This is a genomic window from Amycolatopsis sp. cmx-11-51 (assembly GCF_047608665.1).
Taxonomy (GTDB): Bacteria; Actinomycetota; Actinomycetes; order Mycobacteriales; family Pseudonocardiaceae; genus Amycolatopsis.
The window spans coordinates 231,620-257,897 of the sequence record NZ_JADNQO010000006.1 but is presented as its reverse complement, the minus strand read 5'-3'; the positions used below and the strand labels follow the sequence as shown (position 1 = coordinate 257,897).

Sequence of the window (26,278 nt, the reverse complement as noted above, 5' to 3'; positions counted from 1 at the left end):
GCCACCTTGTGGGCAGTTAGAAAACCCACACGATGACCTTCAGGGGGGAGGGAGAACGATCTGGCGGTCAGGCCTTCTTGCCACAGTGCGGCCAGGCGCCGTAGCCACCGCGGCTGTCGCGGAGCTTCTCAGCGACAGCGATCTGCTGGGCCTTGCTGGCCTGGTGCGGGTAAGCGGCGTACTGCGAGCCACCGTAGGCATCCCAGGTGCTCTTGTTGAACTGCAGGCCACCGTAGTAGCCGTTGCCGGTGTTGGCGGCCCAGTTACCGGTCGACTCGCACTGCGCGATGCGGTCCCAGGCGCCGGCGTCACCGATGACCGGATCGGCGGGCTTCTTCGTACCGACCTTGACGATCTTAGGCTTGGCCTCGGTGATGACCTCTTCCGAGACCTTCTCGCGGCCGACCTCTTTGCCATTGCGCTTGGTGACCTTGTAGGTCACGGTCTTCTGGCCCGGGGTACCCGGGTCTTCGACCTTGGTCTTGCCCTTTTCGAGCTCCGGGTCGTCGACCTTCTGTTCGGGCGGTGCGATTTCCTCGTTCTGTTTGACCATGGTGACGCCGGTCCGGCTGACGTGGACCTCGGCACCGTCGACCAGCTTGACGTCGAGACCACCGATGGCCTCATCGTCCGGGCCGAGGGTCATCCGCAGCTCACCGAGGAATTCCTTGGTGGTGACCGAGTTGGTTTGAACCTTGCGCGGTTCGTTCGCGCCGTCATAGACGGTGACGTTCTTGAGGGTCTTGACCTCGACGGTGGCGCCCTCGAGCGGAAGTTCACCGTTCTGCGGCATCGAAGTCCAGGTACCGGACTTCGCGAGATCGGAACGGCCGAGCTGGTTCAGGGCTTCGCTGAGGTTGGTCGCGCGAACCCAGGATTCCTGCGATACGCCATCGACGACCAGATTGAGCTTGCGGCCACGCTCCAGCTTGATGACGCCGCCGTCGCCCACCGCGGCCTGAGGCGAGGGCGAGAGAGAGTCGTGCGCGCCGACCGAAAGACCGGCGTCTTCAAGGACTTCGCCGACCGTGTCGCCGAAACTGTGAACGGTCTGCTGCTGACCATCGATGTCGAGCGTGACGCTCTTGTTCATCGCGATCGCGGCCGCGCCGCCACCGCCGAGGGTGAGCAGTACCGCCATGACGGTTCCCTTGAGGAACCGCTTCTTCCAGACGCGGGTCGCGCTCGAGATGACCTCGTCCTTGGTCGCGGCCTTCATCGGCGCGCCCGCGGTGCGGTCCTCGGCCACTTCGTCCGGAATGACGATCGGCGGCAGCATGGTGGTCTCGGCGCTGATGAGGCGGATCAGCTCGTCGACGTCGACGTCGATCTCGGCCATCAAGGTGTCGGCGTCGGGACCGAGCGCGGCCAGGATGTCCTGGTGCGTGATGCGCGGGTCATCAGAGTAGTCCAGCTCGCCGTAGTGAGTGTCGCGGTCGAGCACGGCAACCGAACCGGCGGAAGCGAAGGTGTTCGTCTCCGCGCCGAGGCGCGAGGCATCCTGCCTACTGCTACCAGTCACTGGGTCGTTCCCTTTCCCAAGACGTCAAGGAGCTCGACTACTGCTCCACAACGTCCTTCGTCTCGATGCGCACTTCGGCACACCTCTAGAAGTCCGACACCCGCAGCCAGCGCCATCGTCACAGTTCCAGGCTGTACCGCTCCTGGTTCCGCTTCCCCGACGTGCACTGACGTGACTGTGGGCGTAACAGCCGGAAACCGCATGAGCGGATACCGACCGGCACGATCACGGGACAGTAACGAACCTCGTCGGGTTGCGCAAACACCCCTCGGAGTGTCGTGACGTTGGTCACTCATCAGAGTGGCCCATTGCTGATCACTAATGTTGCAATCCGTTCAACTGGGGGTGACTGTCGGCAAACGGAAGACCCGCTCAGCGGTCACTCGTACCGATTCGGCCACCTCGTGCACCGCCTCGCCCCTGAACGAGGCCAGGTGACGAACGGTGTAGGCGGCGCAGTAGGGCTCGTTCGGTCGTCCACGGAACGGATGGGGGGTCAGAAACGGCGCGTCCGTTTCGACGAGGTACTGGTCCGCCGGAACGATCCGTGCCGCCTCATGGAGGCCTCGGGCGTTGCGAAAACTGACCGTGCCGGCGAACGAAAGCACGTATCCAGCATCGATGCAGCGGCGAGCGACCTTTTCATCCCCCGAGAAACAGTGGAAGACGACTTGCTCGGGCGCCCCCTCTTCCTCAAGGATCCGAAGGACGTCGTCGTGAGCCTCTCGATCATGGATCATCAGCGGCTTGCCGATCCGCTTGGCGAGATCGATGTGCCACCGAAAGGCGTCCTGCTGAGCGTCATGGGGCGAGTAATCCCAGTAGTAGTCGAGGCCGGTCTCACCGACCGCGACCACTCTGGACTCTTTCGCGAGACTCTCCACTTCGGATTTCTCGGCCTCGCCGAAATCCTTGGTACGCGTGGGATGGATCGCGACGGCGGCCCAAACGCGAGGGTCCCAAGTGGACGCTTGCGCGGCCCAGCGGGCGGCCGCGAGATCGTCCGCGACGGTGATCACCCGCGAAACACCGGCGCGTTCGGCGCGATCGACCATGGCTGTCACATCAGCCGCGGTGACCGCGCCGCACGCGTCGAGGTGGGTATGCGCGTCCACCACCGAAACCGGCAACCTGTCCGGGATCGGTGGTAGCTCCTTCTTCTCCGCAGCCATCAGCTGATCACTTCGAGATCGGTGCCCATTCGGGCCCGGTCTCGCCGAGCTCCGGGTCCAGTTTGGCGAACAACGGGGTCGGCTTCTCCAGCGGCTTGCCGACCTCGATCGGCACGGACTTCCAGCGCGCCTGCTCGGTCTTGTAGTCCCCGGTGATGATGGGGTTGATCCGGCCGGGGATGTCGAGGTCCTCGACTTCCCGCAGTTCGGGCTGGGCCGCCCAGACACCGGAACCGCCGAGTGCTTCGTACACCTTCTGAGCCGAGTGGGGCAGGAAGGGAGTCAGCAGCGTGTTGGCGTCTGAGACGACCTGAAGCGCGGTGTGCAGGACACTGTCACGGCGAGCGGGATCGTCCTTGAGCTTCCAGGGCTCCTGATCCGAGAGGTACCGGTTCGCGGCGGTCACGACGCGCATGGCCTCACTCGCCGCCGCCTTGAACCGCGACCGCTGAAGGTGGGCGCCGGCGGTGTCGAATGCCTTGCGGGAGAGCTCCTTTAACTCCTCGTCGACCGCGGTGGGGGCGTCCGGACGCGGAATGGCGCCGACGTTCTTGTGGGCCATCGAGATGGACCGGTTGACGAGGTTGCCCCATTCGTTGGCCAGCTCGAAGTTGGTCCGGCGGACGAACTCGTCCCAGGTGAAGTCGGTGTCCTGGGTCTCGGGGCCCGCGACCGAGATGAAGTACCGCAGGGCGTCCGGACCGAAGTCGCGCAGGAAGTCGTGGACGTAGATGACCGTGCCGCGCGAGGTCGAGAACTTCGAGCCACTCATCGTGAGGAACTCGCTGGAGACGATCTCGTCGGGCAGGTGCAGCTTGCCGTACTTGCCCGGCGCTCCACCGCGGTCGCCCTCGCCGTTGTGACCGAAGAGCAAGGCGGGCCAGATCTGGGCGTGGAAGGTGATGTTGTCCTTGCCCATGAAGTAATAGGAGCGGGCGTCCGGGTTGCTCCACCACTCCTGCCAGGCGTCCGGGTCGCCGGAACGGCGTGCCCATTCGACGCTCGCGGAGAAGTAGCCGATGACCGCGTCGAACCAGACATAGAAGCGCTTCATCGGCTGGTCGCGCCAGCCGTCGAGCGGGATCTTCACGCCCCAGTCGAGGTCGCGGGTGATCGGCCGAGGGCGCATGTCGTCGATCAGGTTCTTGGTGAAGTTGAGGACGTTCGGGCGCCAGTCGGTCTTGCTGGACAGCCATTTGCCCAGCGTGTCGACGAACGCGGTCAGGTCGAGGAAGTAGTGCTCGGTCTCGACGAACTTCGGCGTTTCACCGTTGATCCGCGACTTCGGGTTGATCAGCTCCCCGGCGTCGAGCTGGTTGCCGCAGTTGTCGCACTGGTCACCGCGCGCACCGTCGTAGCCGCAGATCGGGCACGTGCCCTCGATGTAGCGGTCGGGCAGGGTGCGGCCGGTCGAAGGGCTGATCGCGCCCCGTGTGGTCTTGGGAACGACGTAGCCGTTGCGGTGCAGCGCGAGAAAGATCTGCTGCGTGACGTCGGCGTGGTTACCCGTGGTGGTGCGGGTGAAGAGGTCGTAGGTGAGACCGAGTCCTTGCAGGTCTTGGCCGATCTGACGGGTGTACTTGTCCGCCGTCTGCTGGGAGGTCAGGCCTTCCTTGTCCGCCTGGACGGTGATCGGGGTGCCGTGTTCGTCGGTCCCGGACACCATGAGCACCCGGTTGCCGGCCATTCGCTGGTAGCGGGAGAAGACGTCGGACGGGACGCCGAATCCGGACACGTGGCCGATGTGGCGGGGGCCGTTGGCGTAGGGCCAGGCCACCGCAGTCAACACTGGGGTGCTCATGCTTGTTTAGCCTACGGACGTCGTCTAAGGCATTGTTGTTCGGGAGAGGATCGGAGGTCTCGGTGTCCGCCACGCGTCTGCTGGTACTGGGTGTCGTGCGCATGTACGGGAAGGCACACGGCTACCAGGTCCGGCGCGAGCTTCTCTCGTGGGCGGCCGACAAGTGGGGCAATGTCCAGCCGGGGTCGATCTATCACGCGTTGAAGAAGATGACCGCCGAAGGCCTCCTGGAACAAGTCGAGGACATCGAAGCGGGCGGCGGGCCCGATCGGATCGCGTACAAAGTGACCGACGACGGAGAGACCGAGTTCCTCGTGCACCTTGGCAGGGCGTTGTCGAGCGACGACGCGACCGGGTACACGCTGTCGGCGGCGGTCACGTTCATGCCGACGCTGCCTCGCGTCCAGGTGCTGGCCTTGCTGAAACAGCAGCTGGCGAATATGGAAGCGCACGCTCAGTCGACCCACTACGCCCGTGAGCACGCGATCGACTTGGGGAAACCACCGCACGTCAGCGAGCTGTATCGCCTGTGGAGCGTGCACGCGGAAGCGAACGTGACCTGGATGAGGGACCTGATCGGCCGTCTCGAAGCGGGCGAGTACGTGATGGCGGGCGAAGGCGACGACAAGGCCGTGTTCGGCGCACCGCCCAAGTAATCAAATTTGACTATGAGCCGACACCTAAGGCACAGTGCGTCCGTCGGCTAGTCAAATTTGACTAGCTGGGCATCGGAAAGGGGTTCACATGATCAAGGCACGCGGCCTTGAGCGGCGTTTCCGCCGCAAGGGCCGCAATGGGGGCGAGGTCCACGCGGTCAAAGGCGTCGATCTCGATGTTTCGGCCGGAGAACTGGTCGGCTTCCTCGGACCGAACGGCGCGGGGAAGACCACGACGCTGCGCATGCTCACGACGCTTCTCAAACCCACCGCCGGCGAGGCGACGGTAGGCGGCTGCGACCTGCTCGCCGACCCACTGGGGGTGCGCCGGCGAATCGGTTATGTCGCCCAAGGTGGCGGTACGGCGCCGGAAAGCAAGGTCGTCGAGGAGATCGAGTTCCAAGGACGGCTGTACCGGATGAGCAAGGCGGACGCGCTCGCGCGCGGGGTCACCCTCGCCGAGCAACTGGACCTCGCCGGACTCGACCAGCGGGCGACCAAGACCTTGTCGGGCGGGCAGCGCCGCCGTCTCGACATCGCGCTCGGGCTGATCCACTCACCCGGTCTCGTCTTCCTCGACGAGCCGTCGACGGGGCTCGACCCGCAGAGCCGCGCGAACCTGTGGGACCACATCCGCAGGCTGCGTGACGAACAGGGAGTCACGGTCTTCCTGACCACGCACTACCTCGACGAGGCCGACGCGCTCTCCGACCGGCTGATCGTCATCGACGACGGGAAGATCGTCGCCGAAGGCACGCCGGATTCGCTGAAGGCGAGAGTTTCCGGCGACAGTGTCGTCATCGGGGTCTCACCGGAATCGGCGCCGGAGACCGCGGAGGTCGCGGGCAGGCTCGAAGGGGCGCACGAAATGGCCGTCACCGACGGCGCGGTGCGGTTCCGGGTGCCGCGCGGGGACACCGCGATGCCCGAGTTGCTACGGGCGCTGGACGCACGGGGCATCACGATGACGTCCATGCAGGTCCATCGGCCGACGCTCGACGACGTCTTCCTGACCTTGACGGGCCGAAGCCTGCGCGACGCCGAAGAAGACGCACCGGTCGATGAGGCTCCGGAAAAGGAGGCCACGCATGTTGCATGACACCTGGTTGATCTTCCGCCGGGACATGGTCGCGGCGTTGCGCAACCCGACGTGGATCATGATCGGCATCATGCAGCCGCTCCTCTATTTGTTCTTCTTCGGGCCACTGCTGGTGAAGGCGCTCAACGCACAGGGCCTGTCCGATGTGGACGGCTGGATGATCTTCACTCCGGCGATCATCGCGCAGCTCGCGCTGTTCGGCAGTTCCTTCGTCGGGTTCGGCCTGCTCGCGGAATACCGCTCGGGCGTGGTCGAGCGGATGCGGGTCACGCCGGTCAGCCGGGTGGCGTTGTTGCTGGGCAAGGTGCTCGCGAACGCGTTGCAGACCATCGTCCAGGCGTTGATCATCATCGCGCTGGCGTATCTGGTCTTCGACCTGAACGCGCCGTTCGGCGGCGTCGTGCTCAGCTTGGTGATCGTCTTCCTTCTGTCGATCACGCTGGCGTCGTGCTCGTACGCGCTGGCGCTGACCCTCAAGAGCGAAGACGCCTTCCCTGCTTTGCTCAACGCGGTTCTCATGCCGTTGCTGCTGCTTTCCGGAATCCTGATCCCGATCACCGCGGGCTCGGCGCCGGATTGGCTGTACACGATTTCCCGGATCAATCCGTTCCGGCACGTGGTGGATGTCGAGCGGAACAGTTTCCGCGGCGACTTCTCGATGGACGCGCTGTTCACCGGGAGCGTCGTGGTGCTGGTCATGGCGGTTCTGGCCATCTGGTGGGGCTCACGAACGTTCCAACGCGAAAACGCCTGAGACACGCTGTACCGAAAGGTCACCTTGCGACCGCCCCGCGGACGTAAGGTGACCTTTCGGGCGTACTGGGGCGAAATTCGAGGACAGGTGGCTTTGATCGATCCGGAAGGTGAACACGGTGTCACTCTGTCCCATCGGGAGACGGTGACGGACTGGGCGGCGGTGCGTGGCGCCGACATCCGGTTCGCCTCGGTCACCGTCAGCGAGAACACCAATTGGCGGGACGTCGCCGCGGAGCGCAATCTGGCGGGCGCGCAGCACGCCGGAATCCACACCGGCGCACGGCACTACGCGCGTCCCGGAGCCGTCCACGATCAGGCGGACCATTTCGTGCGGACTGCGAGCGCGCTCGGCGCCTTCGCGCCCGGTTCGCTCGCGCCGGCGCTCGAAGTGGAGGCACCCAGCGTCGACGACCGGTTCATCAAGGCCTGGATCAAACACGTCAGGCACGCGGCACGCGTCGAACGCGTCCTGGTGTACGCGGGACTCGACTGCTGGACGAACCGCCTGCACCCGGACAAATGGGCGGACAGCGAAGTGGTGTTGTGGATGGTCAGGCACAACGAGATCCCGGGAAGGCCGGGTTGGTTCCACTCGCGACTGGGATTGCACCAGCACGGGTTCGGCACCGGGTTGCCCGGCGTGAACGGACCGATCGCCCAGGACGCCGTCGTCTACCCCTTCGCGCTCGGGGACGTACTTCTGTAGCGATCCACCGGTGACGGCGGGTGCGCGCCACGTCACCCAGGTCGGCGCACGTGGTCGCGGATGTCACTTTCCGTTCGGCGCGGGTTGCCTTTTCGTCCACTCGGGCAGCGACAATGTCGCGTGCGGTTGATGTGCCGGAGACTGCGGACGGACGTCGTGCCCGAGCGGGCGCTGACGGCTCTTGGGGTACGCGCCCGGTCACTCGGGCTCGCGCCCCCGGCGGCGCTCTGCGGAGACTGGTTCTCTTCGCGCGCGGTCATCGCCCTGAACGCTTCCCTGACTCCTGTTCATGACGTGGCCGAGGCGTTCGCGATCCCCACTCGGATGCCGCCGATTCGGGACGCGGTGCCCGGTGCGGTCGGGGGTGGCTGGTTCGGTTATCTGAGTTATGACCTGACCGATCCCTCGGGCCGTTCCGGCGGCCTTCCTCCAGCGGTCTGGGGCTGGGTCGACCGGGTGCTGCGGCTGGACGCGGACGGGTCTTGGTGGTTCGAGGCCCTGGTTCCCGATGGCGACCCGGATCCGGTCGACGAAGTGTCCGAGGTGGAATCCTCGCTCGCGGAACTCCCCGAAACGACGACTTGGAGTTCCAGTCCGCTGTCGCGTCCGCTACCGTCGGAGCACTACGACGCGGTGAAGGCGTGTGTGCACGCGATCGAAGCCGGCGAGCTGTTCCAAGCGAACATCTGCGCCCGCTTCAGCGGAGGATTCGACGGCGATCCGATCGCGTTGTTCGCGGAAGGTGTGCGCTGCCTGCGAGCCCGCCGGGCGGCGTACGTCGCCGGCGACTGGGGCTCGGTCGTGTCGTTCTCCCCTGAACTTTTCCTTTCCAGGCACGGGCAGCATGTCCGGTCGACGCCGATCAAGGGCACCCTGCCGCGAAGGAACGCCTCTGACGAACACCTCGCGCAGCGACTGCGGGAATCTACCAAGGACGTCGCCGAGAACGTGATGATCACGGATCTCGTCCGCAACGACCTCGGCCGGGTGTGCGCCACCGGCAGTGTTCGCGTCCCCGAACTGCTCAAGGTCCGGCCCGCGCCAGGCGTCTGGCATCTTGAGTCCACTGTGGAGGGACGGATCGCCGATGGAGTGGACGACGGGGACCTGCTCGCGGCCACGTTCCCCCCGGGTTCGGTGACGGGCGCGCCGAAGATCCGGGCACTGGACCTGATCGCCGAACTGGAACCCACGGCGCGCGGCGTCTACACGGGTGCGGTCGGACTCGCTTCGCCGATCGCCGGGCTGGAGCTGAACGTCGCGATCAGAACCTTCGAAATCCACGACGGCACGATCGCGCTGGGGGTCGGCGGCGGGATCACCGCCGACTCCGACAGCGAAGCGGAATGGCAGGAATGCCTGCACAAGTCCGCTCCGCTGGAGCGCCTGCTCGGCTGAGCTACTTGGTGGGATCCAGAAGGAGCTTGCCCGCCGTACCGCGCGAGCGCAGGGCCTCGTGGGCGGCGCGCGCGTCGGACAGCGCGTACTCGCCGCCGGCGACGGCGCGAATCTGACCGGCGAGCGCCAGCGAGAAGAGTTCTTCGAGCGTGCGGCCGAAGACGTTCCCGGGAAGTTTGAAGGCGTGCGGCAGCCACATTCCGGACACGGTGGTGCTGTGCCCGAGAAGGTTGCGGGCTTCGATCGGCTTCGGCTGCTCGCGGCTGGCCATCCCGTAGAACGCGAGGCGGCCGAACGGTGCGAGCGCCGCGATGCTCTGGTCCGTGACGGTGCCGCCGGTCATGTCGAGAACGACGTCGACGCGCTTGCCGCCGTTCGCCTCGCGAAGCGCGTCGGTCATGTTTTCGGCGCGCGAATCGATGGCGACATCGGCGCCGAGTTCGAGGGCGAGGCCCCGCTTCTCGTCGCTGCTGGCGGTCGCGATGACCCGGCTCGCGCCCCAGGCCTTCGCGAGCTGGACGGCGATGGAGCCGACCCCGCCCGCGGCCGCGTGCACGACGACGGATTCGCCGGGCTCGAGGTGGGCGTTCTTGCGCAGCAGGAGCGAGGCGGTGGTGCCCTGGACGATGAAGGAGAGCGCGGTCAGGTCGTCGATGCCGTCGGGCACGGCGAAGGTGGTGACCTCGTCCGCCACCGCGCGCTCGGCATAGCCGCCACCGCCGTTGAGCAGCGCGACGACGCGCTTGCCGTCGGCGGTGCGGCCGACGACCTCGCCGCCGGGTACGAGCGGGAGCTTGCTCGGCGCGAGGTAGGAGTTCTCGGCTTGGTGCGTATCGGCGTAGTTGACGCCGATACGGTCGACCCCGACAAGCAGCTGACCCGGGCTGGGAACGGGATCGGGCAGGTCGACGAGGTTGAGCACCTCGGGTCCGCCGAATTCGGTCACCTGTACTGCGCGCATCCGCATCCTCCTCGTCGAGATGAGACATCGTTGCATATGTCTCATCCCTGAGACGTAGCGTGATATGTTTCACGCATCGAAACCGCACTCGAACGCCAGCTGACTTCGCCGCGCCCGGACGCCCTGCGCGCGTTCACGACCGCGCGTGCCTGGTTCCTGGCGGGCCGCCGGGTGGACATGCGGGATCTCGCGGGCGAGCTGGGAATCAGCCGGGCCACCCTGCACCGCTGGGTCGGCGGCCGGGATCAGCTGCTCGGCGAGATCCTGTGGTCGATGACCGTCGAGGTCTTCGAAGCGCGGGCTTCCGGCAAGCTCGGGCGGGGCGCGGCAGGGATCGCGGAGCTCATCGGCACCTTCGTCCGGACCGTGAACGACTCGAAACCGTTCCGGGAGTTCCTGCGCGCCGAACCGGAGCGGGCACTGCGGATCCTGACGACGAAGGCCAGCGTGGTCCAAAGTCGCGCGATCGCGAAGATGCGCGAGTTCCTGGACGAAGAGGTCACGGCCGGACGGCTCACCCCACCACTGCCGGTCGAGGACCTGGCCTACCTGCTGGTGCGGATCGGGGAGTCCTTCATCTACACCGATGTCATCACCGGCGCCGAGCCCGATGCCTCGAAGGCGTACGCGGCCGCGGCGGCCTTGCTGTCCTAGCTCTTGGTACGGGACGCGAGAACGGCGTCGTAAAGCTCCTTCTTGGACACCCCGGTGGCTTCGGCGACCTCGGCGGCGGCGGACTTGAGGCGTTCGCCCGCCGCGACCCGCGACGAGACTTCCGAAACCAGGTCCACGACGCTCACCGAACGCGGCGGCGCCCCCGCGAGAACGACAGTGATCTCACCTTTGACCCCGTCACTTGCCCAGGCGGCCAAATCCGGCAAATTACCGCGTTTGACCTCTTCGTAGGTTTTGGTCAACTCACGACAGACAGCGGCGCGACGGTCGGGGCCCAGGACGTCGGCCGCATCGGAAAGCGTGCTCGCCAGGCGATGGGGCGACTCGAAGAACACGACCGTACGGGGCTCGTCCTTCAGCGAACCGAGCCATTTCGCGCGTTCACCGGGTTTGCGCGGGGCGAATCCCTCGAAACAGAACCGGTCACACGGCAGGCCGGACAGCGCGAGCGCCGTGGTCACCGCGGACGGGCCCGGGAGACAGGTCACCGGCACTGCAGCCTCGACGCAGGCCGCCACCAGCCGGAAGCCGGGGTCCGAGACGCTCGGCATCCCGGCGTCGGTCACCAGGACCACCGTCTCGCCCGACTGAAGCGATTCGAGCAGTTTCGGCAGACGGGCGATCTCGACATCCTCGTAGAAGCTGACCACCCGTCCGACCGGGGAAACGTCGAGTGCGGCGGTGAGCGAGCGCAGGCGCCGGGTGTCCTCGGCGGCGATCACGTCGGCCGTCGCGAGGGCCTCGGACAGGCGCGGCGAAGCATCGCGGACGTCTCCGAGCGGGGTGGCTGCCAGCACGAGGCGTCCTTCTGTCATTCCCGAAGGTTAACCGGTTCGCAGATCCGGACACCGAGTTCACTCTTCCGCCCGTAGGATCATGCCCCGTGACCGCGCTGCTGACCCGTGACAATGAGAGCGTGCGGCCGGATCCGGTCGACGCGCTCCGGCCACCGAGCGACCGGGAGGCCACCCTCCTCGGCCGCGGCATGCCGACCGACCGCCTCCGCGGCTGGATCGTCACGCTGGTGCTGACACTCATCGGTGGCATCGTCCGGATCCAGAACCTGGCGACACCCACGGACAAGGGCACCCCTGTCTTCGACGAGAAGCACTACGTCCCGCAGGCGTGGCAGATACTGCGCAACGGCGGTTACGAAGACAACTACGGCTACGAGCTGATCGTGCACCCGCCCCTGGCGAAGCATCTCATCGCGATCGGCGAGTGGATGTTCGGCTACAACGCCTGGGGCTGGCGGATCATGCCCGCGCTGGCGGGCACGCTGATCGTCTTCCTCACCATCCGGATCGCCCGGCGGCTCACCCGTTCGACGCTGCTCGGCGCGGTCGCCGGAATCCTGGTGATCAGCGACGGCGTGCTGCACCTGCAGTCGCGGATGGGCATGCTCGACATCTTCATCGCCGTGTTCGTGCTCGCCGCGTTCGCCTGTGTGCTGTGCGACCGCGACCAGGTGCGGCGGCGGCTGGCCGTGGCCGTCCGCGAAGGCTGGATCGACGAGTCCCGGTTCGGTCCGAAGCTGGGTTTCCGGTGGTGGCGCTTCACCGGCGGCCTGATGATCGGGCTGACCTTCGGCGTCAAGTGGTCGGCGCTGTACTACATCGCCGCGTTCGGGCTGCTCACCGTCTTCTTCGACGTCGCCGCGCGCCGCGCTGCCGGGGTGCGGCGGCCGTGGGTCGGCACGCTGCGCCGCGACTTGCTGCCCGCGCTGTGGGCGATCGTCGTCATCCCGATCCTGGTGTACCTCGCCTGCTACTGGGCCTGGTTCGCGAGCGAGACCGCGACCGACCGCAATTACGTGGCGATCAAGGACCTCGACCCCGGTTTCTGGGCCTGGATGCCACCCGCGCTGCGGTCACTCGGCGAGTATTCGATGAACGTCCTCGACTTCCACGCGAACCTGGTGACGCCCAAGGACAAACCACATCCGTGGGAGTCGAAGCCCTGGACCTGGCCGATGGGGCTGCGGCCGATGCTCTACGCGTACGCGGGCGGCACCGACGCGACCGGCTGTGGCGAGTCGACCTGCATCCGGGCGACGATGCTGATCGGGACGCCGGCGATGTGGTGGCTGGCGCTGCCGATGCTGGGCTGGAGCCTGTGGCGGTCGGTCTTCCGCGCGGACTGGCGCTACGCCGCCGTGCTCGTCGGCTATTTCGCCGGTTTCCTGCCGTGGTTCACCAACCTCGACCGCCAGATGTACTTCTTCTACGCGACGCCGCTGGCGCCGTTCCTGATACTCGGGTTGACGCTGATCCTCGGCCAGATCCTCGGCGCCGCGAAACGCGGATTCGAACGCCGGGGCACCGGTATGCTCGTCGTCGCCCTCTACGTGGGCCTCGTCGTGGCCAATTTCGCCTGGTTGTGGCCGATCCTCAACGGCAATGCGATCACCAACGAGCACTGGAACGCCGAGTTGTGGCTTCCGTCCTGGAAGTGACCCTTGCCTGTCGGCCCAAGGCCCAGCGAAACACCTGAAAGCGACTTAGACTCCCGACCGAATTGAGTATTTCTGGGGGTCGTCATGTCTCGTTGGCCGTATCTCGTGGTCATCGCCCTGCTGCTCGCCGGGTGTTCCAGTGCCGTCGACGGAAAAGCCTTCCGCGAGGGTTCCGCACCAGCGGCGAGCAGTGGTGATGCCAAATATCCGCGGTACGATCCGCCCGCGGACGGATCGGGGTTCAGTGATCAGGTACTCGACCAGCCGCTGGGCCTGCCCGCGAAACAGGGTGAAGAAGGCTGCGGCTGGCTGGAGTCGATCAAACCGGACCTGCGGCCGCTCGGCCTGGTCAGCACCAAGGGCGTGCTCAGCGGCTGCCAGTTCGTGTTCCCGAACAACAAGGGCGCGCAGGTGCACGCGTACAGCCCCTACAGCTGGATCACGCAGGACTCCCCGGTGATGGAACCGGTGGAGATCGCCGGGATCAAGGGCCGGAAATACGCCTTCGACCCGGATCCGGTGACCTTCTGCTCGGTCAACATGGACGTCCGCGCGTACGCCTCGATCGCTGTCGACGCGTACGACGTCGACAGCGACGAAGCTGGGGTTCGGGCCGAGCACTGCGAACTGGCGAAGAAGGTCGCCGAAGTGGTCCTGAAGAAATTCGTTCCGCTCGCCGGAGGCACGCCACCACCGAGCACCGTTCAGGAACCGCCGACGGAGGCACTGGAGAACGCGGACGTCTGCGAAGTCGTCAAGTTCACTCATGCGAACTATGCCGGCGTCAACGCGGGCCGCGAAGGCGCTCAGAAGGGTGAGAGTCCGCTTGGACCGACTTGCGCTCACGACGTCGCCTACGCGAAGGCCGTCGGCATGTACACGACCGGCACAGGCGGTCTCGAAGCCGTGCCCCCGAAAGCGGGCGCGGACGTACGGAACGGCGAATTCGGCACACTGAAGGCCAGGTTCGAGCAGACCGAGGAGACCTGCGCGGTGAGCGTCCAGCTCACCAACGGGCAGGTCGTGCAGGTCGATTTCGTCGGCAAGAAGAAGGAAGCGATGAAGCGGACCTGCGTCTCCGCTCAGCTCATCATGGCAGCGGTGGTACTCGATCTGATAACCGGCGACGCGTAAGGCGGGCGCGGGCGAAGACCCCGGCCGCGACCAGCGCGGTGACCGCGACGATGCAGGCGAGCGACACCGCCGACGGCCGCAACCGGGGATCCGGTAGCTGCAAGAGCAGCGCGAACACCGGAGACAATGTCGTGTTCAGTGCCGCGGTGATCGGTCGGTGTGTCGTACGCCGACCTGAATGTAGATACATGCAGATGTCTTCAGTGGACCAGAGCGCCCGTCAAGGTCGGGATTTCCGATTCAGCTGTGACACTTAGGGCTTGATTGTTACTCTCCCCTGGTCAATAGCAGTTCGACAGGGGGCACCATGACGATCCGACCGCTCGGAGCGGCCTGTGCGGCCGCGGCGTTGCTCTTGATCGTGAGTTGCGAGGAGCAGACGCCGGGAACCGCGTCGCCGCAGACTTCGGCTGTTCCGAGCACTGCGGAGACACCGGCCACCAGCGCGAGCACGACCGCGCCGCCCAGCGCTTCGAGGCCTTCGGCGACGTCCGCCTCGGTGGCCACCAAGCCCGCCACCGGGAGCGCGGCGGCGCACACCCCGGACGGGGCCGCGAGCACGATGGAGGACTACCACCACGCGCTGGGCGCCAAGGACCTCGAAACGGTCTGCCGGATCACCGCGCCGGCCTTCGACGGCGGAATGAAGGAGTGCCGCAGCCTCACTCCGATGCAGTTCGAGATGTTCTCGGAGGACGACCTCAAGAAGTTGAAGCTCACCCGCGTCGACCGCGCGAAGGTGCAGAGCAAGGGCCCGGACAAGGTCGTCGTCCCGCCGGGGGCGATCTCACCGCAGGCGGCGATGATGGCGGGCGACCCCAAGACGTTCACCATGGCGTGGCGCGACGGGGCCTGGGTCATCATCGCCTGAGGGAGAGCAAGGGACCTTTGCTAGCGTTCGTTAGTGTGCTAACGAACGCTAGCAAAGGTCCCTTGCTCTCTTTTCACAGGTCAGCGTTGGTGACGCTGCGGCTGCGGCTGCTGGTGACGCGTTTGCTGCGGTTGCTGCTGCTGCGGAGGGCGGCGTGGCACGATCTGGGTCACCGGGCCGTCCGGTGACTTGCCGGCACGGGCGAGCCAGCCTTCGACGTCGCGTCGCACGGCGGCGAGCGTCGGACGGCGGCGGGGCTCCTGGTCGAGTGACGCGATGAGGATCCGGGCGTGCGCGCTGCGGTTCGGCAGCTTCGAGACCGGTTCGGCGCGGGCGGCGGCCATCAGCGCGGCCATCGGGGTCTCCCGGGTACCGCGCGGCGGCTGGCCAGACAGCGCGTAGCTGACCGTCGCGGCGAGCTGCCAGGCGTCCGACGCCGGGCTCGCCGGGGAGCCCATCGCCTGCTCGGGGGCGACGAAGTCCGGCGTACCGATCATCATCCCGGTCGCGGTCATCTTCGAGTCGCCCTGACTGCGGGCGATGCCGAAGTCGATGAGGTGGGCGAGCCCGTTGCGGTCGAGGATGATGTTCGACGGCTTGAGGTCGCGGTGCAGCACACCCTTTTCGTGCGCCGCGGCGAGCGCGCCCGCCATGGTCGACCAGAGCCGTCCGGCGGCGATGTCGTCGAGCGGGCCCTGCGAGTCGACGATCTCGGACAGCGACTTGCCTTCGAGGTACTCCATGACCAGCGCGAGCCCGTCGGGCTCCTCGACGAGGTCGTAAACGCGGACGCAGTTGGGATGGTTCACGACGGCCAGTGCCCTGGCCTCGCGCTGCATCCGCTCCTCGGTGTCACGATCCGGCGCGTGCGCGATCTTCAGCGCGACAGTGCGGTTGAGCTGCGTGTCGATCGCTTCCCAGACGGTGCCGAAGCCGCCGTGGCCGAGCCGCCGGACACGCTTGTAGCGGCCGCCGCCGGAGTTGCGGGAACCCGGAGGCGCCGGGACCGGGCCCGGTGCCGCGGCCAGTGCGGGCGGCGGTTCGGGTGCCTGCGCCAGTGCCGTCGCCGGGTACTGCTGCTTGGGCGGCGGGGGCGGCGACTGCGGCGCGGGCGGTTCCGGGCGGTACGGCTCGATCTTCTGCCGGGGCTGCGGGTCCGGCCGGTTGATCACCGACCACGGCGGCGGGCCGACCAGTGCGACCGGGATCAGGCCAAGGACGCTGAACGGCAGGAAGCCGAGCCAGAAGTGCACGGCGGTGTTCGCGCCCATGCCGACGCTCGCCAGCACCATCAGCACGAACGGGATCCAGAAGAACCGCGAAGGCCACTTCGGGCCGCGACGGAAGGCGGTGCGTGCCTGCAGCATCACGAACAGCAGCGACAACGCGGGCAACCCGACCAGCAGGATCAGGTAGAAGATGTAACCCAGCTGCATCCCGTTCGGATAGAACAGGACCTCGTACACGTTCTGTCCCCGGCCGAGGTACGCGCTCTGCGCGCCGACCAGCGGGCTGTAGTCGGAGTTGAAGGTCGACAGGTCGCTTTTGGAGAAGCCGGATTCACCGCCCGACTTCGTCGAGGCGGCCTCCTGGTAGACCTGCGAAACGCCGGTCGCCAGCAGCCACGGCAGCAGGAAGACGGCGATCGCGCCGATCCCGCCGAAAATGGACAGGGTCACCACGTCGTAGCGATTGCCGGTGCCTTTGCGGATGATCGCGATGATCATCGCTCCCAGTGCGGGCAGCAGCGCGACCAGCGCTCCCGCGGTGCTCGTCGCCCACACCCAGTCCCCTGGCCAGATCCCTGGCCCGAACAGGCTGTGCGCGAACGAAAGCAGCGCGCTCGCTAGTCCCATGGACCCTGCTCCCCTCGCTAGTTGAGACCGTTTCCGGCGGTTTCCCCCGGTTCAGCTTAGGACGCCCTGGGCCCTCACGGGGTTGCCGGGTTGTCGCGGGCGTCTCCCTGCCGTTACCACCAGGCGTTCACCCGGTGGTGAGTCCATGATGGAGCCCGTACCCGAGCGCGAAGGAGCATTCGATGTACTCCGAGTCGTACCGGCGGAGCCTCGAAGACCCGGAAGGTTTCTGGCTCGACGCCGCGCGGGCGATCGACTGGACCCACCCGCCGACGCGGGCACTCGACGCGTCGAAGGCGCCCTTCTACCGCTGGTTCCCGGATGGGGAGCTGAACACGGCGTTCAACGCGCTCGACAGGCATGTTCGGGACGGCCGCGGCGACCAGGCCGCGCTGATCTGGGATTCCCCGGTGACCGATTCGGTTCGCCGGTTCACTTACGCGGAATTGCTGGACGAGGTCGCCCGGTTCGCCGGCGTGCTCGCCTCCCTCGGTGTCGCGAAGGGCGACCGCGTCATCGTGTACATGCCGATGGTCCCCGAGGCCGCGATCGCGATGCTCGCGTGCGCCCGGCTCGGCGCGGTGCACTCGGTGGTGTTCGGCGGGTTCGCGCCGAAGGAACTGGCGGCGCGGATCGAAGACGCGAAACCGAAGGTCGTCGTGGCCGCGTCGTGCGGGATCGAGCCGACACGGGTCGTGGAGTACAAGCCGATCATCGACGAGGCACTCGCGGGCACGGTCCATCAGCCGGACAAGGTCGTGGTGCTGCAGCGAGAGCGCGCCCGCGCCGAACTGGGTGAACGCGACGTCGACTGGGCCGAACTGGTCGCGCAAGCCTCTCCTGCCGATCCGGTGCCGGTCGCGGCGACCGATCCGCTGTACATCCTGTACACCTCCGGCACCACGGGGAAGCCGAAGGGCGTCGTGCGCGACACCGGTGGGCACGCGGTCGCGCTCGCCTGGTCGATGGACGCGATCTACGACGTCCATCCCGGTGACGTGTGGTGGACGGCGTCGGACGTCGGCTGGGTCGTCGGCCATTCCTACATCGTGTACGCGCCGCTGCTCATCGGGGCGACGTCGGTGATGTACGAGGGCAAGCCGGTCGGGACCCCCGACGCGGGAGCGTTCTGGCGGGTCGTCGCCGACCACGGGGTGAAGGCACTGTTCACCGCGCCGACGGCGTTGCGGGCGATCAAGAAGGTGGACCCGGACGCGGACGAAGTGAAGAAATACCAGCTCGACGGGTTCGAGACCTTGTTCATGGCAGGTGAGCGGCTCGATCCGGAGACGTATCACTGGGCGCACGGGAAGCTCGGCGTGCCGGTGATCGACCACTGGTGGCAGACCGAGACCGGCTGGCCGATCGCGGCGAACCCGCGCGGTCTCGAGCCGATGCCGGTCAAGCCCGGTTCCGCGACGAAACCGGTTCCGGGCTGGGACGTGCGGATCCTGGACCAGGTGGGCGAGTTGCTCCCCGCCGGCCGGGAAGGCGCCATCGCCATCAAGCTGCCGCTCCCGCCGGGTTCGCTGCCGACCCTGTGGCAGGACGACGAGCGGTATCACGAGGCGTATCTATCGCAGTACGACGGCTACTACCTGACCGGCGACTCCGGATACGTCGACGAAGACGACTATTTGTTCGTCATGGGTCGCACCGACGACGTCATCAACGTCGCGGGTCACCGGCTGTCGACCGGTTCGATGGAGGCCGTGCTGGCGTCCCAACCAGCCGTCGCCGAATGTGCAGTGATCGGGGTCCGGGACCAGCTCAAAGGCCAGCTTCCGCGTGGTTTCGTGGTGCTGAAATCGGGGGTCGACGCCGATGCCGGGACGCTCAAGGCCGAGTTGGTCGCGCTGGTGCGGCGCGACATCGGCCCGGTCGCCGCGTTCCGCGACGTGTCCCTTGTGGACGCGCTGCCGAAGACGCGGTCCGGCAAGATCCTGCGGAAGACCATGCGCGGCATCGCCGACGGCCGCGACGAAGCGGTGCCCTCGACGATCGAAGACGCGGGCGTTCTCGATGCCCTGAAAGCGGTCTTGCGCGGCGAGTGACCGGTGACCGGTACGCCACCGTAGTCCGATCGGGTGTTGTCGGCTTTGCCCTATTGGTCTATACCTCTAAGAGCAGAGAGTCTCCAGTTACCCCGACCGGAGGTGCTCCATGAGTAAACGCCTGTCCACCACCGTGCTCGGCGTGGCCGTCCTGAGTCTCGTGACTCTCGGACTGCCCGCGACGGCGAGCGCGGACCCCGCGGCGGCGCGGCACGCGAAGGCCGAACGGACCGTGACCGACGTCGTCCCGGTACCGGTCGACGCGAAGGCCGACCCTCGCGCGAACTTCCGGCTCGGCCCCGCGACCGTCATCCGCACCGACCGCGACGGCAAGCAGGTCGCCGAATACCTAGCCGGACTGCTCCGGCCCGCCACCGGATACCGGTTGCCCGTCGTCAGCGGCCACCGCGGCGGCGGCCCCGCCATCTCACTCGAAACCGGTCACGCGGGCGGCCGCGTCGGCACCGAGGGTTATCAGCTCAAGGTCTCCCACTCCGGCGTGACGCTGAAGGCGAACACCGACGAGGGTTTGTTCCTCGGCGTGCAGACGCTGCGTCAGCTGTTCCCGTCGGCGATCGAAGCGAAGACCGTCCAGCACCGCTCATGGGTGGTCTCGGGCGGCACCGTGCTCGACTACCCGCGTTTCGGCTACCGCAGCGCGATGCTCGACGTCGCGCGGCATTTCTTCACGCCGGCGCAGGTCAAGCTCTACATCGACCAGATCGCGCAGTACAAGATCAACACGCTCCACTTGCACCTGAGCGACGACCAGGGCTGGCGGATCGAGATCAAGAGTTGGCCGAAGCTGGCGACCGTGGGCGGGCAGACGGCCGTCGGCGGCGCTCCCGGCGGGTATTACACGCAGGAACAGTACAAGGACCTCGTGCGCTACGCGGCTTCGCGGCACATCACGATCGTTCCCGAGATCGACATGCCGGGACACACCAACGCGGCCCAGCACTCCTACGCCGAACTGAACTGTGACGGCGTCGCGGTGCCTCCGCGCACGGACATCGAGGTCGGCTACAGCTCGCTGTGCATCGGCAAGGACATCACCTACAAGTTCGTCGACGACGTCGTTCGCGAACTGTCCGCGATCACCCCCGGGAAGTACATCAACATCGGTGGCGACGAGGCCCACTCGACCACTCCGGCGGACTACCAGACCTTCGCCAAGAAGGTGCAGCCGATCGTCGCGAAGCACGGCAAGCTGATCACCGGCTGGCACGACATCGCGAAGACGACACCGCCGGTTTCGGCCGTCCCGCAGTTCTGGGGAACGACCGGCACGGACGCGAACGTCGCCGCGGCGGCGGCGCGCGGTAACAAGATCCTGATGTCGCCCGCGAACAAGGCGTACCTCGACATGAAGTACCACCCCCAGACCCCGCTCGGCCTCGACTGGGCCGCGTTGATCGAGGTCAAGGACGGCTACGACTGGGATCCGGCCACGTATCTGCAGGGCGTGACGGAGAAGAACGTCATCGGCGTCGAGGCACCGCTGTGGTCGGAAACGCTGATCACGAGTGACAACATCGAATTCATGGCGTTCCCGCGGCTTCCGGGGCACGCCGAGATCGGCTGGTCACCCAAGGCGTCCCGCACCTGGGACGCGTACCGGCTCCGGCTGGCGAAGCAGAGCCCGCGGTGGGTTCGGCAGGGAATCGACTTCTACCGGTCGACGCAGGTCGACTGGAAGTAGCCGGTTCAGCTCGCCGCGGCGTCGAGGCGGGCGGTGATGGCGGCACGGGCCAGCGTGTAGGGCTCCGTGCCGCCGAACATCACCGAATCCGCGTTCGCGGCCCGGCCGAGGGCGTGCAGTTCGAAGGCCAGCCGGTTCACCTCGACGGACTCGTGAAGGTGCCCGGCCCTCTTCGCCTCCACGACGGTCGACCGGATGAATTCGGCGAAAGCCCGGCTCGCGTTCGCCACCGCGTCGTGGACCCGGCCGGTCCGCGCGTCGAATTCGGCGCCGGCGTTGAAGAAGAAACAGCCGCCGGGGAACACCCGGCGTTCCGAGTAGTCCAGCCAGTTCGCGCACAGCGCGCGCAGCCGCGCGATCCCCCGCTCGACCTCCATGGTCGGCCCGACGACGTTCTCGGCGAAGATCGCGCTCGCCGTCTCGACCGCCGCGAGCTGGAGTTCCACCTTGGAACCGAACAACGCGAACACCCCGGATTTGCTCAGTTCCAGCTCGGTGGCGAGCCTGCCGAGAGACAACCCTTCGAGCCCTTCGACGGAAGCGATGTCGACGGCGCGCCGCAGCACGATCCGCCTCGTCGCGTCGCCGCGGGCCACCCGGCCGTCAACCGGCATTCCGTTCCCCCCGCCGCCGTTTCGCTGATTCCAGGCCGCCACGGTACTGCCGGGAAAGCGACGGCGCCGCGAGTACCCGGTCCAGCAACGCCCAGTACGCGGCCTGGCGCTGGTCGTCCAACTGGGCGACGTTGGTGAACGACGCGACGTAGATCTCGGCGATCGTCGGATTCACCGGATCGCGTTCTTCGAGCGTCATGCGCCCCGAAGTCGGGACCTCACCCGGCCGAAGCACCCGCAGGTACCAGCCGCTGCGGCCGGAATCGATCATCGCCGGGATGACGTCCTTGCGGCCGGTCTTCATCGCGAGCTTGAAACACGGCGTACGCGGCTGCGAGACCTGGACCAGCGCGTCTCCCCATGACCAGACGTCGCCGACGCGCACGTCGTGTTCGTCGGCGCCCGCCACCGACGCGTTCTCCCCGAAGTCGCCCGTGACCACCGGGAAGCCTTGCGCCGACCAGGCCGCGTAGTGCGTCGCCGGATAGACGTAAACCGCTTTGTCGACGCCGCCGTGGACGGTGCGATCCGCCTGGTCGTCACCGGCCAGATTGATCTCGTCCAGTTTCAGGGACGGCGCGTCCACCCGTGCTTTCGCAATCGCGCTGAACACCGGGACCTCGCGCTTCATCCCGAGTACGGACGGCCGCCCGACGAAGACCTCGTTCACTTCGAGTGTGCTCACAACCTCGAAGGTAGCACGATCGTTCGTTTACCTGAGTAGACAGCGTCCACATCAGTTTGATAGACAGTGTCTACAAAGTGAACTCGCGGTTACGGAGACCTGGATGGGTTATCAACGTTTCGTCGTGCTCGGCGACAGCTGCGCCGAAGGGCTGGCGGACCCGCATCCGGCGGGCGGCCACTACCGCGGCTGGGCCGACTTCGTCGCGGGACGCCTGGCCGAGGACGAGCCCGGTTTCCGCTACGCCAACCTCGCGGTCCGCGGGCGCAGGCTCGACCAGATCCACGCCGAGCAGACCGAGGCGGCGAGCGGGCTCCAGCCGGATCTGATCGCGTTGTTCGGCGGCGGCAACGACGTGATGAGCCGCGGCTGGGACGCACGCACGGTCGCCCGCCGCGTCGACACGGCCATCCGCGCCTGCACCGAGATCGCGCCGGCCGTCGTCACCTTCACCCTCAGCGACATCTCCCACCGCATGCCGATGGGCCACCGCATGCGCCCGCGCATCACCGCGCTGAACGACGCCATCCGCGAAGCGTCCGTCAGCTACGGCGCGACACTCGTCGACCTCTGGCCGGACCACGCCGCGCACGATTCCCGCTATTTCGGCCCGGACCGGCTGCACCTGTCCGAGCAGGGCCATCGGCGCCTGGCCGGGCACGTGCTCGGCAAACTCGGCGTCGCGCACGACCCGGCCTGGCTCGAACCGCTCCCCGGTTCGGCCGGACGACCCGGCCTGAGGGACGACCTGCGCTGGGTGACCAGGGAGGTCCTCCCGGTCGCGATGAGCCGGTTCCACAACCGGCTCATCGGCCGCCAGCCGGGTGACGGCTTCCTGCCCAAGCGACCGGACCTCCTGCCCGTCCTCGAGGAGAGCCGGTCGTGGGCGCCCGAACCCGCCTGATCGACACCGCGGCGAACCTGCTGGCCGAAGAAGGGGTCGGGGCGGTGACGCTGCGAGGAATCGCGAAGGCGGCCGGTGTCTCGCACGGAGCGCCCTTGCGGCATTTCCCCGGCCGCGCGGCCTTGCTCTCGGCCGTCGCCACCCGCGGCTACACCGAACTGCTCGGCCGCGGCGACGGCCTGCCGGACGGGACCCCCCGGCAGCGGCTCATCGCCGCCTGCCACGGCTATCTCGACTTCGCGCTGGCCAATCCGGCGATGTTCGAGCTGATGTTCCGCCGGGACCTCATCGATCCGGACGATCCCGAACTCAAGCGAGTGAGCAGCGCGGTGTTCGACTTCTTCGCCGCGCTGGTCGCCGAGGTCCAGAACGGCGATTGGCATCCGACCACCGATCAGCGGCTGCTCGCGTCCTCACTGTGGGCGTCGCTGCACGGTCTCGCCCAACTGTGGCTCTGGGGCGGACTGGCGGGTGCGAGCTTCGCGCCGACACCGGAAAGGGCGCTGGCCGTCACGCTCGACGTCTACCTTGGCTGAGGCTCGGCGAAGAGGCCGCCCGTTCCGGTATCCCCTCCCAGAAGGCCCTCTTACCCGGAGTGGGTCATCCTCTTCCCGAGTCGGGGGGATGGAGATGTCCATCCTGGTCCAACGTCAACCGGACTGATCACCGAGCGGAATCCCCGCGAGTCGGAAGTCGGGGTAAACCTTGGCGGTATAGCACCAGGGTAGTACCGCGAAAGTCGCAGGAATTGGGCGCCTTGACGCTCCGGCGGTAACTTTCGGAAGTGCCGTCCTTCGTTCAGCCCTTCCAGCTCTTCCGCGCACGGCCGCTGCTCACCGACTGTCTGATCACCGTGGCCCCGGCTACCCTCCTCGCACTGGGCGCGGCACCTCGCGGTACTGATCGCCCTCCCGCTGGTCGTCCGCCGCCGTCATCCGATCGCGGTCCTGCTCGCCTCGGTTTCGACCATGACCGTCTACACCGCGCTGGGCTATCAGGCCACCCTGGGCGAACCGGCGGCTTTCATCGCCGCGTACACGGTGTGGGCGCGGTACCCGCCCGCGAAGGCGGTGGCGCCGACCATCGTGTGGGTCGTCCTTTTCGAGCTGGGTCTCGTGCTCGGGGAGGTGCCGTCCTTCGTGGTCGACACGACACGCCTGGTCGCGCAGTGCGCGGCACGATCATCGTCGGACGGCTCGGCTGCCTCCGCGCGGACAAGATGGTGGAACGCGCCGTCCGCGCGGAACGGAAATCCGGCTCGAAGCGGAACAGGCTGTCATCGAGGAACGCATCCGCGTCGCCCACGAGTTGCACGACGTCGTCTCCCACCACATTTCGGTGATCTCGGTGCAGGCGAACCTCGCGCTACGTCTTCGAAAACGACCGAAGCGCTCGGCGAACTGCGGCGTCTGCTGGGGGTGCTGCGCCCGCCACAGCGTGAACCCCACGAATACCGGCCCCAGCCCGGCCTCGCCGACCTTCCCCGCGCTGGTCGCCCGTGTGCGTGAGCCGGTCTCACGGTGACGACGCGGACCATCGGCGAACCGCGGCGGCTTCCTCCCGGCCAGCAACTGTGCACCTATCGCATCGCCCAGGAAGCGCTTACCAACGTGCTGAAACACGCGACGAAGGCATCCGCGGAACTGACCCTCGAATACGGCGAGGAAGCGCTCGTGCTGGGTGTCCGCAATTCCGCTTCCGAGACACCGCCACCCAATTCGACGGGACAAGGCCTGATCGGAATGCGCGAGCGGACGAGAATGTACGGTGGTTCGATCGAAATGGGGCCGGCCGGATCCGACGGTTTCGCGATCGAACTGACCCTTCCCCCATCTGCCGCAGGAGCGAACCCGGTGACCAGTGTGCTGGTGGTCGACGACCAGGATCTCGTCCGGGCGGGCTTCGTGGCCCTCGACGCCGTCCCCGACGTGCGGGTCACCGGTGAAGCGCGAAACGGGCTCGAAGCCGTCGAGAAAGCACGCGCGCTGCGTCCCGACACGGCCCACCGTCGAGCGGGTGCGCGTACGCGATCTCCGGGCGCAGGAGGTCGATCTCGTGCGCGGCGACACCGAACCATTGGAAGAAGGGGACGCCGCGGCCATCGGGATGCCCGGTGGCGCAGATGTCGTGGCGGACGTAGTCGTCGAACAGCGAGGCCGTCCGCGTTCCCCCGCCGATCTCGTCCGCCGCTTCGTGGATCTCGACCGACAGCCCCGCCCTGACCAGCAAGACCGCCGCCGTGAGCCCGTTCGGACCGGAACCGACCACAGACACGTCGATCGGCATACCACCCCCTTGCCGGGATCCGAACAGCTCGCCCGAATATTGTCGGACCCCTCTCCTAGGTTGATCCGCTTCAACCCAATCAGGAAGGGGGGCCATGCCCGATCACGACACGCTGCTCGCGCGCGTCCGGAAACTTCTCGCGAAGGCGGAGGATCCGGCGGTCACCGAGGCCGAAGCCGAGTCCTACAACACCAAGGCCGCCGAACTGATCGCCCGGTACGGCATCGATCAAGCACTGCTGGCCGACTCCGGGGCGACAGCCGACGAGATCACCCAGATCATGATCCCGCTCGACAACCCCTACAGCCGTGACAAGGCGGGACTGCTCACCAACATCGCGCATCCGCTGCGCTGCCGGGCCCTGCTGCACCGGCTCGGCCAGTCCGTCACCGCGGTGACCGTGTTCGGTTTCCGCAGCGATCTGGAGCGGACCGAGTTGCTGTACACGAGCCTGCTGCTGCAGGCGACCACCCAGCTGACCAGGGTCCGCCCGGGGAACCGCGTGTTCGCGGGCGAATCACTGGCCGCGTACCGGCGCACCTGGCTGCACGGATTCTCCGGCGCGGTCTACGAACGGCTCCGCAACAGTGAAGACACCGCGGCCCGCACCCACACCGCCACCGCGGGCCACCGCTCAGCCGAACTGGTGATCCAGGACCGGACGGCTATGGTCAAGCAGGCATACGACGAGCAGTACGGCGATCTGCGCTCGGCACCACCGAGGCGACTGTCCGGCAGCGGCTACCTCGACGGGCACTCCGCCGGCGAGCGCGCCAACCTCAACACCACCGGTCTCACCGGACGGCGCCGCGCGCTGCCGGTGCGTTAGTCACTACCTGACCTTCGCGCGTTCGGGCAGCGGGCGGGCACTCCCGTCGATGGGGATCTCGTCCGGTTCCGGAGGCCGTACAGTGTGCACATACGCCTCTTCGAGGCACTGTGAAGATCGAAGTTCCGCCGAGCGGCCGTGA

At 67.1% G+C, this 26,278-nt stretch carries 25 protein-coding genes; 15 read left to right on the top strand and 10 right to left on the bottom strand.

Annotated elements, in window-relative coordinates:
• Positions 1 to 67 precede the first annotated feature (67 nt).
• The 3 genes from ACM6LU_RS22950 to metG all read right to left on the bottom strand — a co-directional run bounded on the left by ACM6LU_RS22950 (position 68) and on the right by metG (position 4,495).
• Complete coding sequence (locus ACM6LU_RS22950; RefSeq protein WP_414939905.1) at positions 68 to 1,444, bottom strand: transglycosylase family protein; 1,377 nt, start codon at positions 1,442 to 1,444, stop codon at positions 68 to 70.
• Between the two features lie 413 nt (positions 1,445 to 1,857).
• The gene (locus ACM6LU_RS22945; protein ID WP_414939792.1) at positions 1,858 to 2,694 is read right to left on the bottom strand and encodes a TatD family hydrolase; all 837 of its coding nucleotides are present in this window, start codon (positions 2,692 to 2,694) and stop codon (positions 1,858 to 1,860) included.
• Positions 2,695 to 2,701: 7 nt separating this feature from the next.
• A complete protein-coding gene (gene metG, locus ACM6LU_RS22940; RefSeq protein WP_414939791.1) occupies positions 2,702 to 4,495 on the bottom strand; it encodes a methionine--tRNA ligase in 1,794 nt (597 codons plus the stop codon).
• Positions 4,496 to 4,557: 62 nt separating this feature from the next.
• Here metG and ACM6LU_RS22935 point away from each other — a divergent pair, with 62 nt between their 5' ends.
• The 5 genes from ACM6LU_RS22935 (at position 4,558) to ACM6LU_RS22915 (ending at position 9,110) form a co-directional block, all read left to right on the top strand.
• Positions 4,558 to 5,151 carry a PadR family transcriptional regulator gene (locus ACM6LU_RS22935; protein WP_414939789.1) on the top strand — a complete coding sequence of 198 codons (594 nt, stop codon included), beginning with the start codon at positions 4,558 to 4,560 and terminating at the stop codon, positions 5,149 to 5,151.
• 88 nt (positions 5,152 to 5,239) lie between these two features.
• Positions 5,240 to 6,250 carry an ATP-binding cassette domain-containing protein gene (locus ACM6LU_RS22930; protein ID WP_414939788.1) on the top strand — a complete coding sequence of 337 codons (1,011 nt, stop codon included), beginning with the start codon at positions 5,240 to 5,242 and terminating at the stop codon, positions 6,248 to 6,250.
• Complete coding sequence (locus ACM6LU_RS22925) at positions 6,240 to 7,004, top strand: ABC transporter permease (protein ID WP_414939787.1); 765 nt, start codon at positions 6,240 to 6,242, stop codon at positions 7,002 to 7,004. The genes ACM6LU_RS22930 and ACM6LU_RS22925 overlap by 11 nt, the downstream gene beginning before the upstream one ends.
• Positions 7,005 to 7,097: 93 nt before the next feature.
• Positions 7,098 to 7,712 (top strand): glycoside hydrolase family 25 protein, encoded by a 615-nt coding sequence (locus ACM6LU_RS22920; protein ID WP_414939904.1) that lies wholly within the window; start codon positions 7,098 to 7,100, stop codon positions 7,710 to 7,712.
• Between the two features lie 120 nt (positions 7,713 to 7,832).
• Positions 7,833 to 9,110: an aminodeoxychorismate synthase component I gene (locus tag ACM6LU_RS22915; RefSeq protein ID WP_414939786.1), complete on the top strand. Its 1,278-nt coding sequence runs from the start codon at positions 7,833 to 7,835 to the stop codon at positions 9,108 to 9,110.
• Between the two features lies 1 nt (position 9,111).
• On the opposite strand, the gene ACM6LU_RS22910 is transcribed toward ACM6LU_RS22915, so the two are convergent.
• Positions 9,112 to 10,071 carry a quinone oxidoreductase family protein gene (locus ACM6LU_RS22910; protein WP_414939785.1) on the bottom strand — a complete coding sequence of 320 codons (960 nt, stop codon included), beginning with the start codon at positions 10,069 to 10,071 and terminating at the stop codon, positions 9,112 to 9,114.
• 177 nt (positions 10,072 to 10,248) lie between these two features.
• On the opposite strand from ACM6LU_RS22910, the gene ACM6LU_RS22905 reads away from it, so the two are divergent.
• Entirely contained in the window at positions 10,249 to 10,725 is a 477-nt protein-coding gene (locus ACM6LU_RS22905; protein WP_414939784.1) for a QsdR family transcriptional regulator, read from the top strand.
• Here ACM6LU_RS22905 and rsmI read toward each other — a convergent pair.
• Positions 10,722 to 11,561 (bottom strand): 16S rRNA (cytidine(1402)-2'-O)-methyltransferase, encoded by an 840-nt coding sequence (gene rsmI / locus ACM6LU_RS22900; protein ID WP_414939783.1) that lies wholly within the window; start codon positions 11,559 to 11,561, stop codon positions 10,722 to 10,724. The genes ACM6LU_RS22905 and rsmI overlap by 4 nt on opposite strands.
• Before the next feature lie 68 nt (positions 11,562 to 11,629).
• Here rsmI and ACM6LU_RS22895 point away from each other — a divergent pair, with 68 nt between their 5' ends.
• Positions 11,630 to 13,201 (top strand): dolichyl-phosphate-mannose--protein mannosyltransferase, encoded by a 1,572-nt coding sequence (locus ACM6LU_RS22895; RefSeq protein ID WP_414939782.1) that lies wholly within the window; start codon positions 11,630 to 11,632, stop codon positions 13,199 to 13,201.
• An 84-nt stretch (positions 13,202 to 13,285) separates the two neighbouring features.
• On the top strand, positions 13,286 to 14,335 hold the full coding sequence (locus ACM6LU_RS22890; protein ID WP_414939780.1) for a hypothetical protein: 1,050 nt from the start codon (positions 13,286 to 13,288) through the stop codon (positions 14,333 to 14,335).
• Positions 14,336 to 14,602: 267 nt separating this feature from the next.
• Here ACM6LU_RS22890 and ACM6LU_RS22885 read toward each other — a convergent pair whose 3' ends face one another.
• Positions 14,603 to 14,842, bottom strand: coding sequence for a hypothetical protein (locus tag ACM6LU_RS22885; RefSeq protein ID WP_414939779.1), 240 nt, complete (start codon positions 14,840 to 14,842; stop codon positions 14,603 to 14,605).
• Here ACM6LU_RS22885 and ACM6LU_RS22880 point away from each other — a divergent pair.
• Positions 14,835 to 15,206, top strand: a complete 372-nt coding sequence (locus ACM6LU_RS22880; protein ID WP_414939778.1) for a hypothetical protein — start codon at positions 14,835 to 14,837, stop codon at positions 15,204 to 15,206. The genes ACM6LU_RS22885 and ACM6LU_RS22880 overlap by 8 nt on opposite strands.
• 80 nt (positions 15,207 to 15,286) lie before the next feature.
• On the opposite strand, the gene ACM6LU_RS22875 is transcribed toward ACM6LU_RS22880, so the two are convergent.
• Entirely contained in the window at positions 15,287 to 17,062 is a 1,776-nt protein-coding gene (locus tag ACM6LU_RS22875) for a serine/threonine-protein kinase (RefSeq protein WP_414939777.1), read from the bottom strand.
• A gap of 182 nt (positions 17,063 to 17,244) precedes the next feature.
• Here ACM6LU_RS22875 and ACM6LU_RS22870 point away from each other — a divergent pair, with 182 nt between their 5' ends.
• Positions 17,245 to 19,116, top strand: coding sequence for a propionyl-CoA synthetase (locus tag ACM6LU_RS22870; RefSeq protein ID WP_414939776.1), 1,872 nt, complete (start codon positions 17,245 to 17,247; stop codon positions 19,114 to 19,116).
• Between the two features lie 109 nt (positions 19,117 to 19,225).
• Positions 19,226 to 20,818, top strand: coding sequence for a family 20 glycosylhydrolase (locus tag ACM6LU_RS22865; protein WP_414939775.1), 1,593 nt, complete (start codon positions 19,226 to 19,228; stop codon positions 20,816 to 20,818).
• A 5-nt stretch (positions 20,819 to 20,823) separates the two neighbouring features.
• On the opposite strand, the gene ACM6LU_RS22860 is transcribed toward ACM6LU_RS22865, so the two are convergent.
• Together ACM6LU_RS22860 and ACM6LU_RS22855 are read right to left on the bottom strand one after the other, a co-directional pair.
• Positions 20,824 to 21,432, bottom strand: coding sequence for a TetR family transcriptional regulator C-terminal domain-containing protein (locus tag ACM6LU_RS22860; protein WP_414939774.1), 609 nt, complete (start codon positions 21,430 to 21,432; stop codon positions 20,824 to 20,826).
• Positions 21,422 to 22,117 (bottom strand): MOSC domain-containing protein, encoded by a 696-nt coding sequence (locus tag ACM6LU_RS22855; RefSeq protein WP_414939773.1) that lies wholly within the window; start codon positions 22,115 to 22,117, stop codon positions 21,422 to 21,424. The genes ACM6LU_RS22860 and ACM6LU_RS22855 overlap by 11 nt, the downstream gene beginning before the upstream one ends.
• Positions 22,118 to 22,220: 103 nt before the next feature.
• On the opposite strand from ACM6LU_RS22855, the gene ACM6LU_RS22850 reads away from it, so the two are divergent.
• The 3 genes from ACM6LU_RS22850 (at position 22,221) to ACM6LU_RS22840 (ending at position 24,545) form a co-directional block, all read left to right on the top strand.
• Positions 22,221 to 23,021: an SGNH/GDSL hydrolase family protein gene (locus tag ACM6LU_RS22850; RefSeq protein WP_414939772.1), complete on the top strand. Its 801-nt coding sequence runs from the start codon at positions 22,221 to 22,223 to the stop codon at positions 23,019 to 23,021.
• Positions 23,000 to 23,557 carry a TetR/AcrR family transcriptional regulator gene (locus ACM6LU_RS22845; protein ID WP_414939771.1) on the top strand — a complete coding sequence of 186 codons (558 nt, stop codon included), beginning with the start codon at positions 23,000 to 23,002 and terminating at the stop codon, positions 23,555 to 23,557. Before ACM6LU_RS22850 ends, ACM6LU_RS22845 begins: the two co-directional genes overlap by 22 nt.
• Positions 23,558 to 24,329: 772 nt before the next feature.
• Complete coding sequence (locus tag ACM6LU_RS22840) at positions 24,330 to 24,545, top strand: hypothetical protein (protein WP_414939770.1); 216 nt, start codon at positions 24,330 to 24,332, stop codon at positions 24,543 to 24,545.
• Between the two features lie 411 nt (positions 24,546 to 24,956).
• Here the strand turns inward: ACM6LU_RS22840 and ACM6LU_RS22835 are convergent, their stop codons facing one another.
• Positions 24,957 to 25,307, bottom strand: a complete 351-nt coding sequence (locus tag ACM6LU_RS22835) for an NAD(P)-binding protein (protein ID WP_414939769.1) — start codon at positions 25,305 to 25,307, stop codon at positions 24,957 to 24,959.
• A gap of 94 nt (positions 25,308 to 25,401) precedes the next feature.
• Between ACM6LU_RS22835 and ACM6LU_RS22830 the strand changes: the two genes are divergently transcribed.
• A complete protein-coding gene (locus tag ACM6LU_RS22830; RefSeq protein ID WP_414939768.1) occupies positions 25,402 to 26,136 on the top strand; it encodes a DUF2786 domain-containing protein in 735 nt (244 codons plus the stop codon).
• The last annotated feature ends 142 nt before the right edge of the window (positions 26,137 to 26,278 follow it).

Bases quoted from the DNA above. Each gene is read 5' to 3' on its own strand.
- ACM6LU_RS22945 (WP_414939792.1), bottom strand. From the start codon at position 2,694: ATGGCTGCGGAGAAGAAGGAGCTACCACCGATCCCGGACAGGTTGCCG.
- metG (WP_414939791.1), bottom strand. From the start codon at position 4,495: ATGAGCACCCCAGTGTTGACTGCGGTGGCCTGGCCCTACGCCAACGGC.
- ACM6LU_RS22930 (WP_414939788.1), top strand. From the start codon at position 5,240: ATGATCAAGGCACGCGGCCTTGAGCGGCGTTTCCGCCGCAAGGGCCGC.
- ACM6LU_RS22925 (WP_414939787.1), top strand. From the start codon at position 6,240: ATGTTGCATGACACCTGGTTGATCTTCCGCCGGGACATGGTCGCGGCG.
- ACM6LU_RS22910 (WP_414939785.1), bottom strand. From the start codon at position 10,071: ATGCGCGCAGTACAGGTGACCGAATTCGGCGGACCCGAGGTGCTCAAC.
- ACM6LU_RS22905 (WP_414939784.1), top strand. From the start codon at position 10,249: ATGCGGGATCTCGCGGGCGAGCTGGGAATCAGCCGGGCCACCCTGCAC.
- rsmI (WP_414939783.1), bottom strand. From the start codon at position 11,561: ATGACAGAAGGACGCCTCGTGCTGGCAGCCACCCCGCTCGGAGACGTC.
- ACM6LU_RS22890 (WP_414939780.1), top strand. From the start codon at position 13,286: ATGTCTCGTTGGCCGTATCTCGTGGTCATCGCCCTGCTGCTCGCCGGG.
- ACM6LU_RS22875 (WP_414939777.1), bottom strand. From the start codon at position 17,062: ATGGGACTAGCGAGCGCGCTGCTTTCGTTCGCGCACAGCCTGTTCGGG.
- ACM6LU_RS22870 (WP_414939776.1), top strand. From the start codon at position 17,245: ATGTACTCCGAGTCGTACCGGCGGAGCCTCGAAGACCCGGAAGGTTTC.
- ACM6LU_RS22865 (WP_414939775.1), top strand. From the start codon at position 19,226: ATGAGTAAACGCCTGTCCACCACCGTGCTCGGCGTGGCCGTCCTGAGT.
- ACM6LU_RS22860 (WP_414939774.1), bottom strand. From the start codon at position 21,432: ATGCCGGTTGACGGCCGGGTGGCCCGCGGCGACGCGACGAGGCGGATC.
- ACM6LU_RS22850 (WP_414939772.1), top strand. From the start codon at position 22,221: ATGGGTTATCAACGTTTCGTCGTGCTCGGCGACAGCTGCGCCGAAGGG.
- ACM6LU_RS22835 (WP_414939769.1), bottom strand. From the start codon at position 25,307: ATGCCGATCGACGTGTCTGTGGTCGGTTCCGGTCCGAACGGGCTCACG.
- ACM6LU_RS22830 (WP_414939768.1), top strand. From the start codon at position 25,402: ATGCCCGATCACGACACGCTGCTCGCGCGCGTCCGGAAACTTCTCGCG.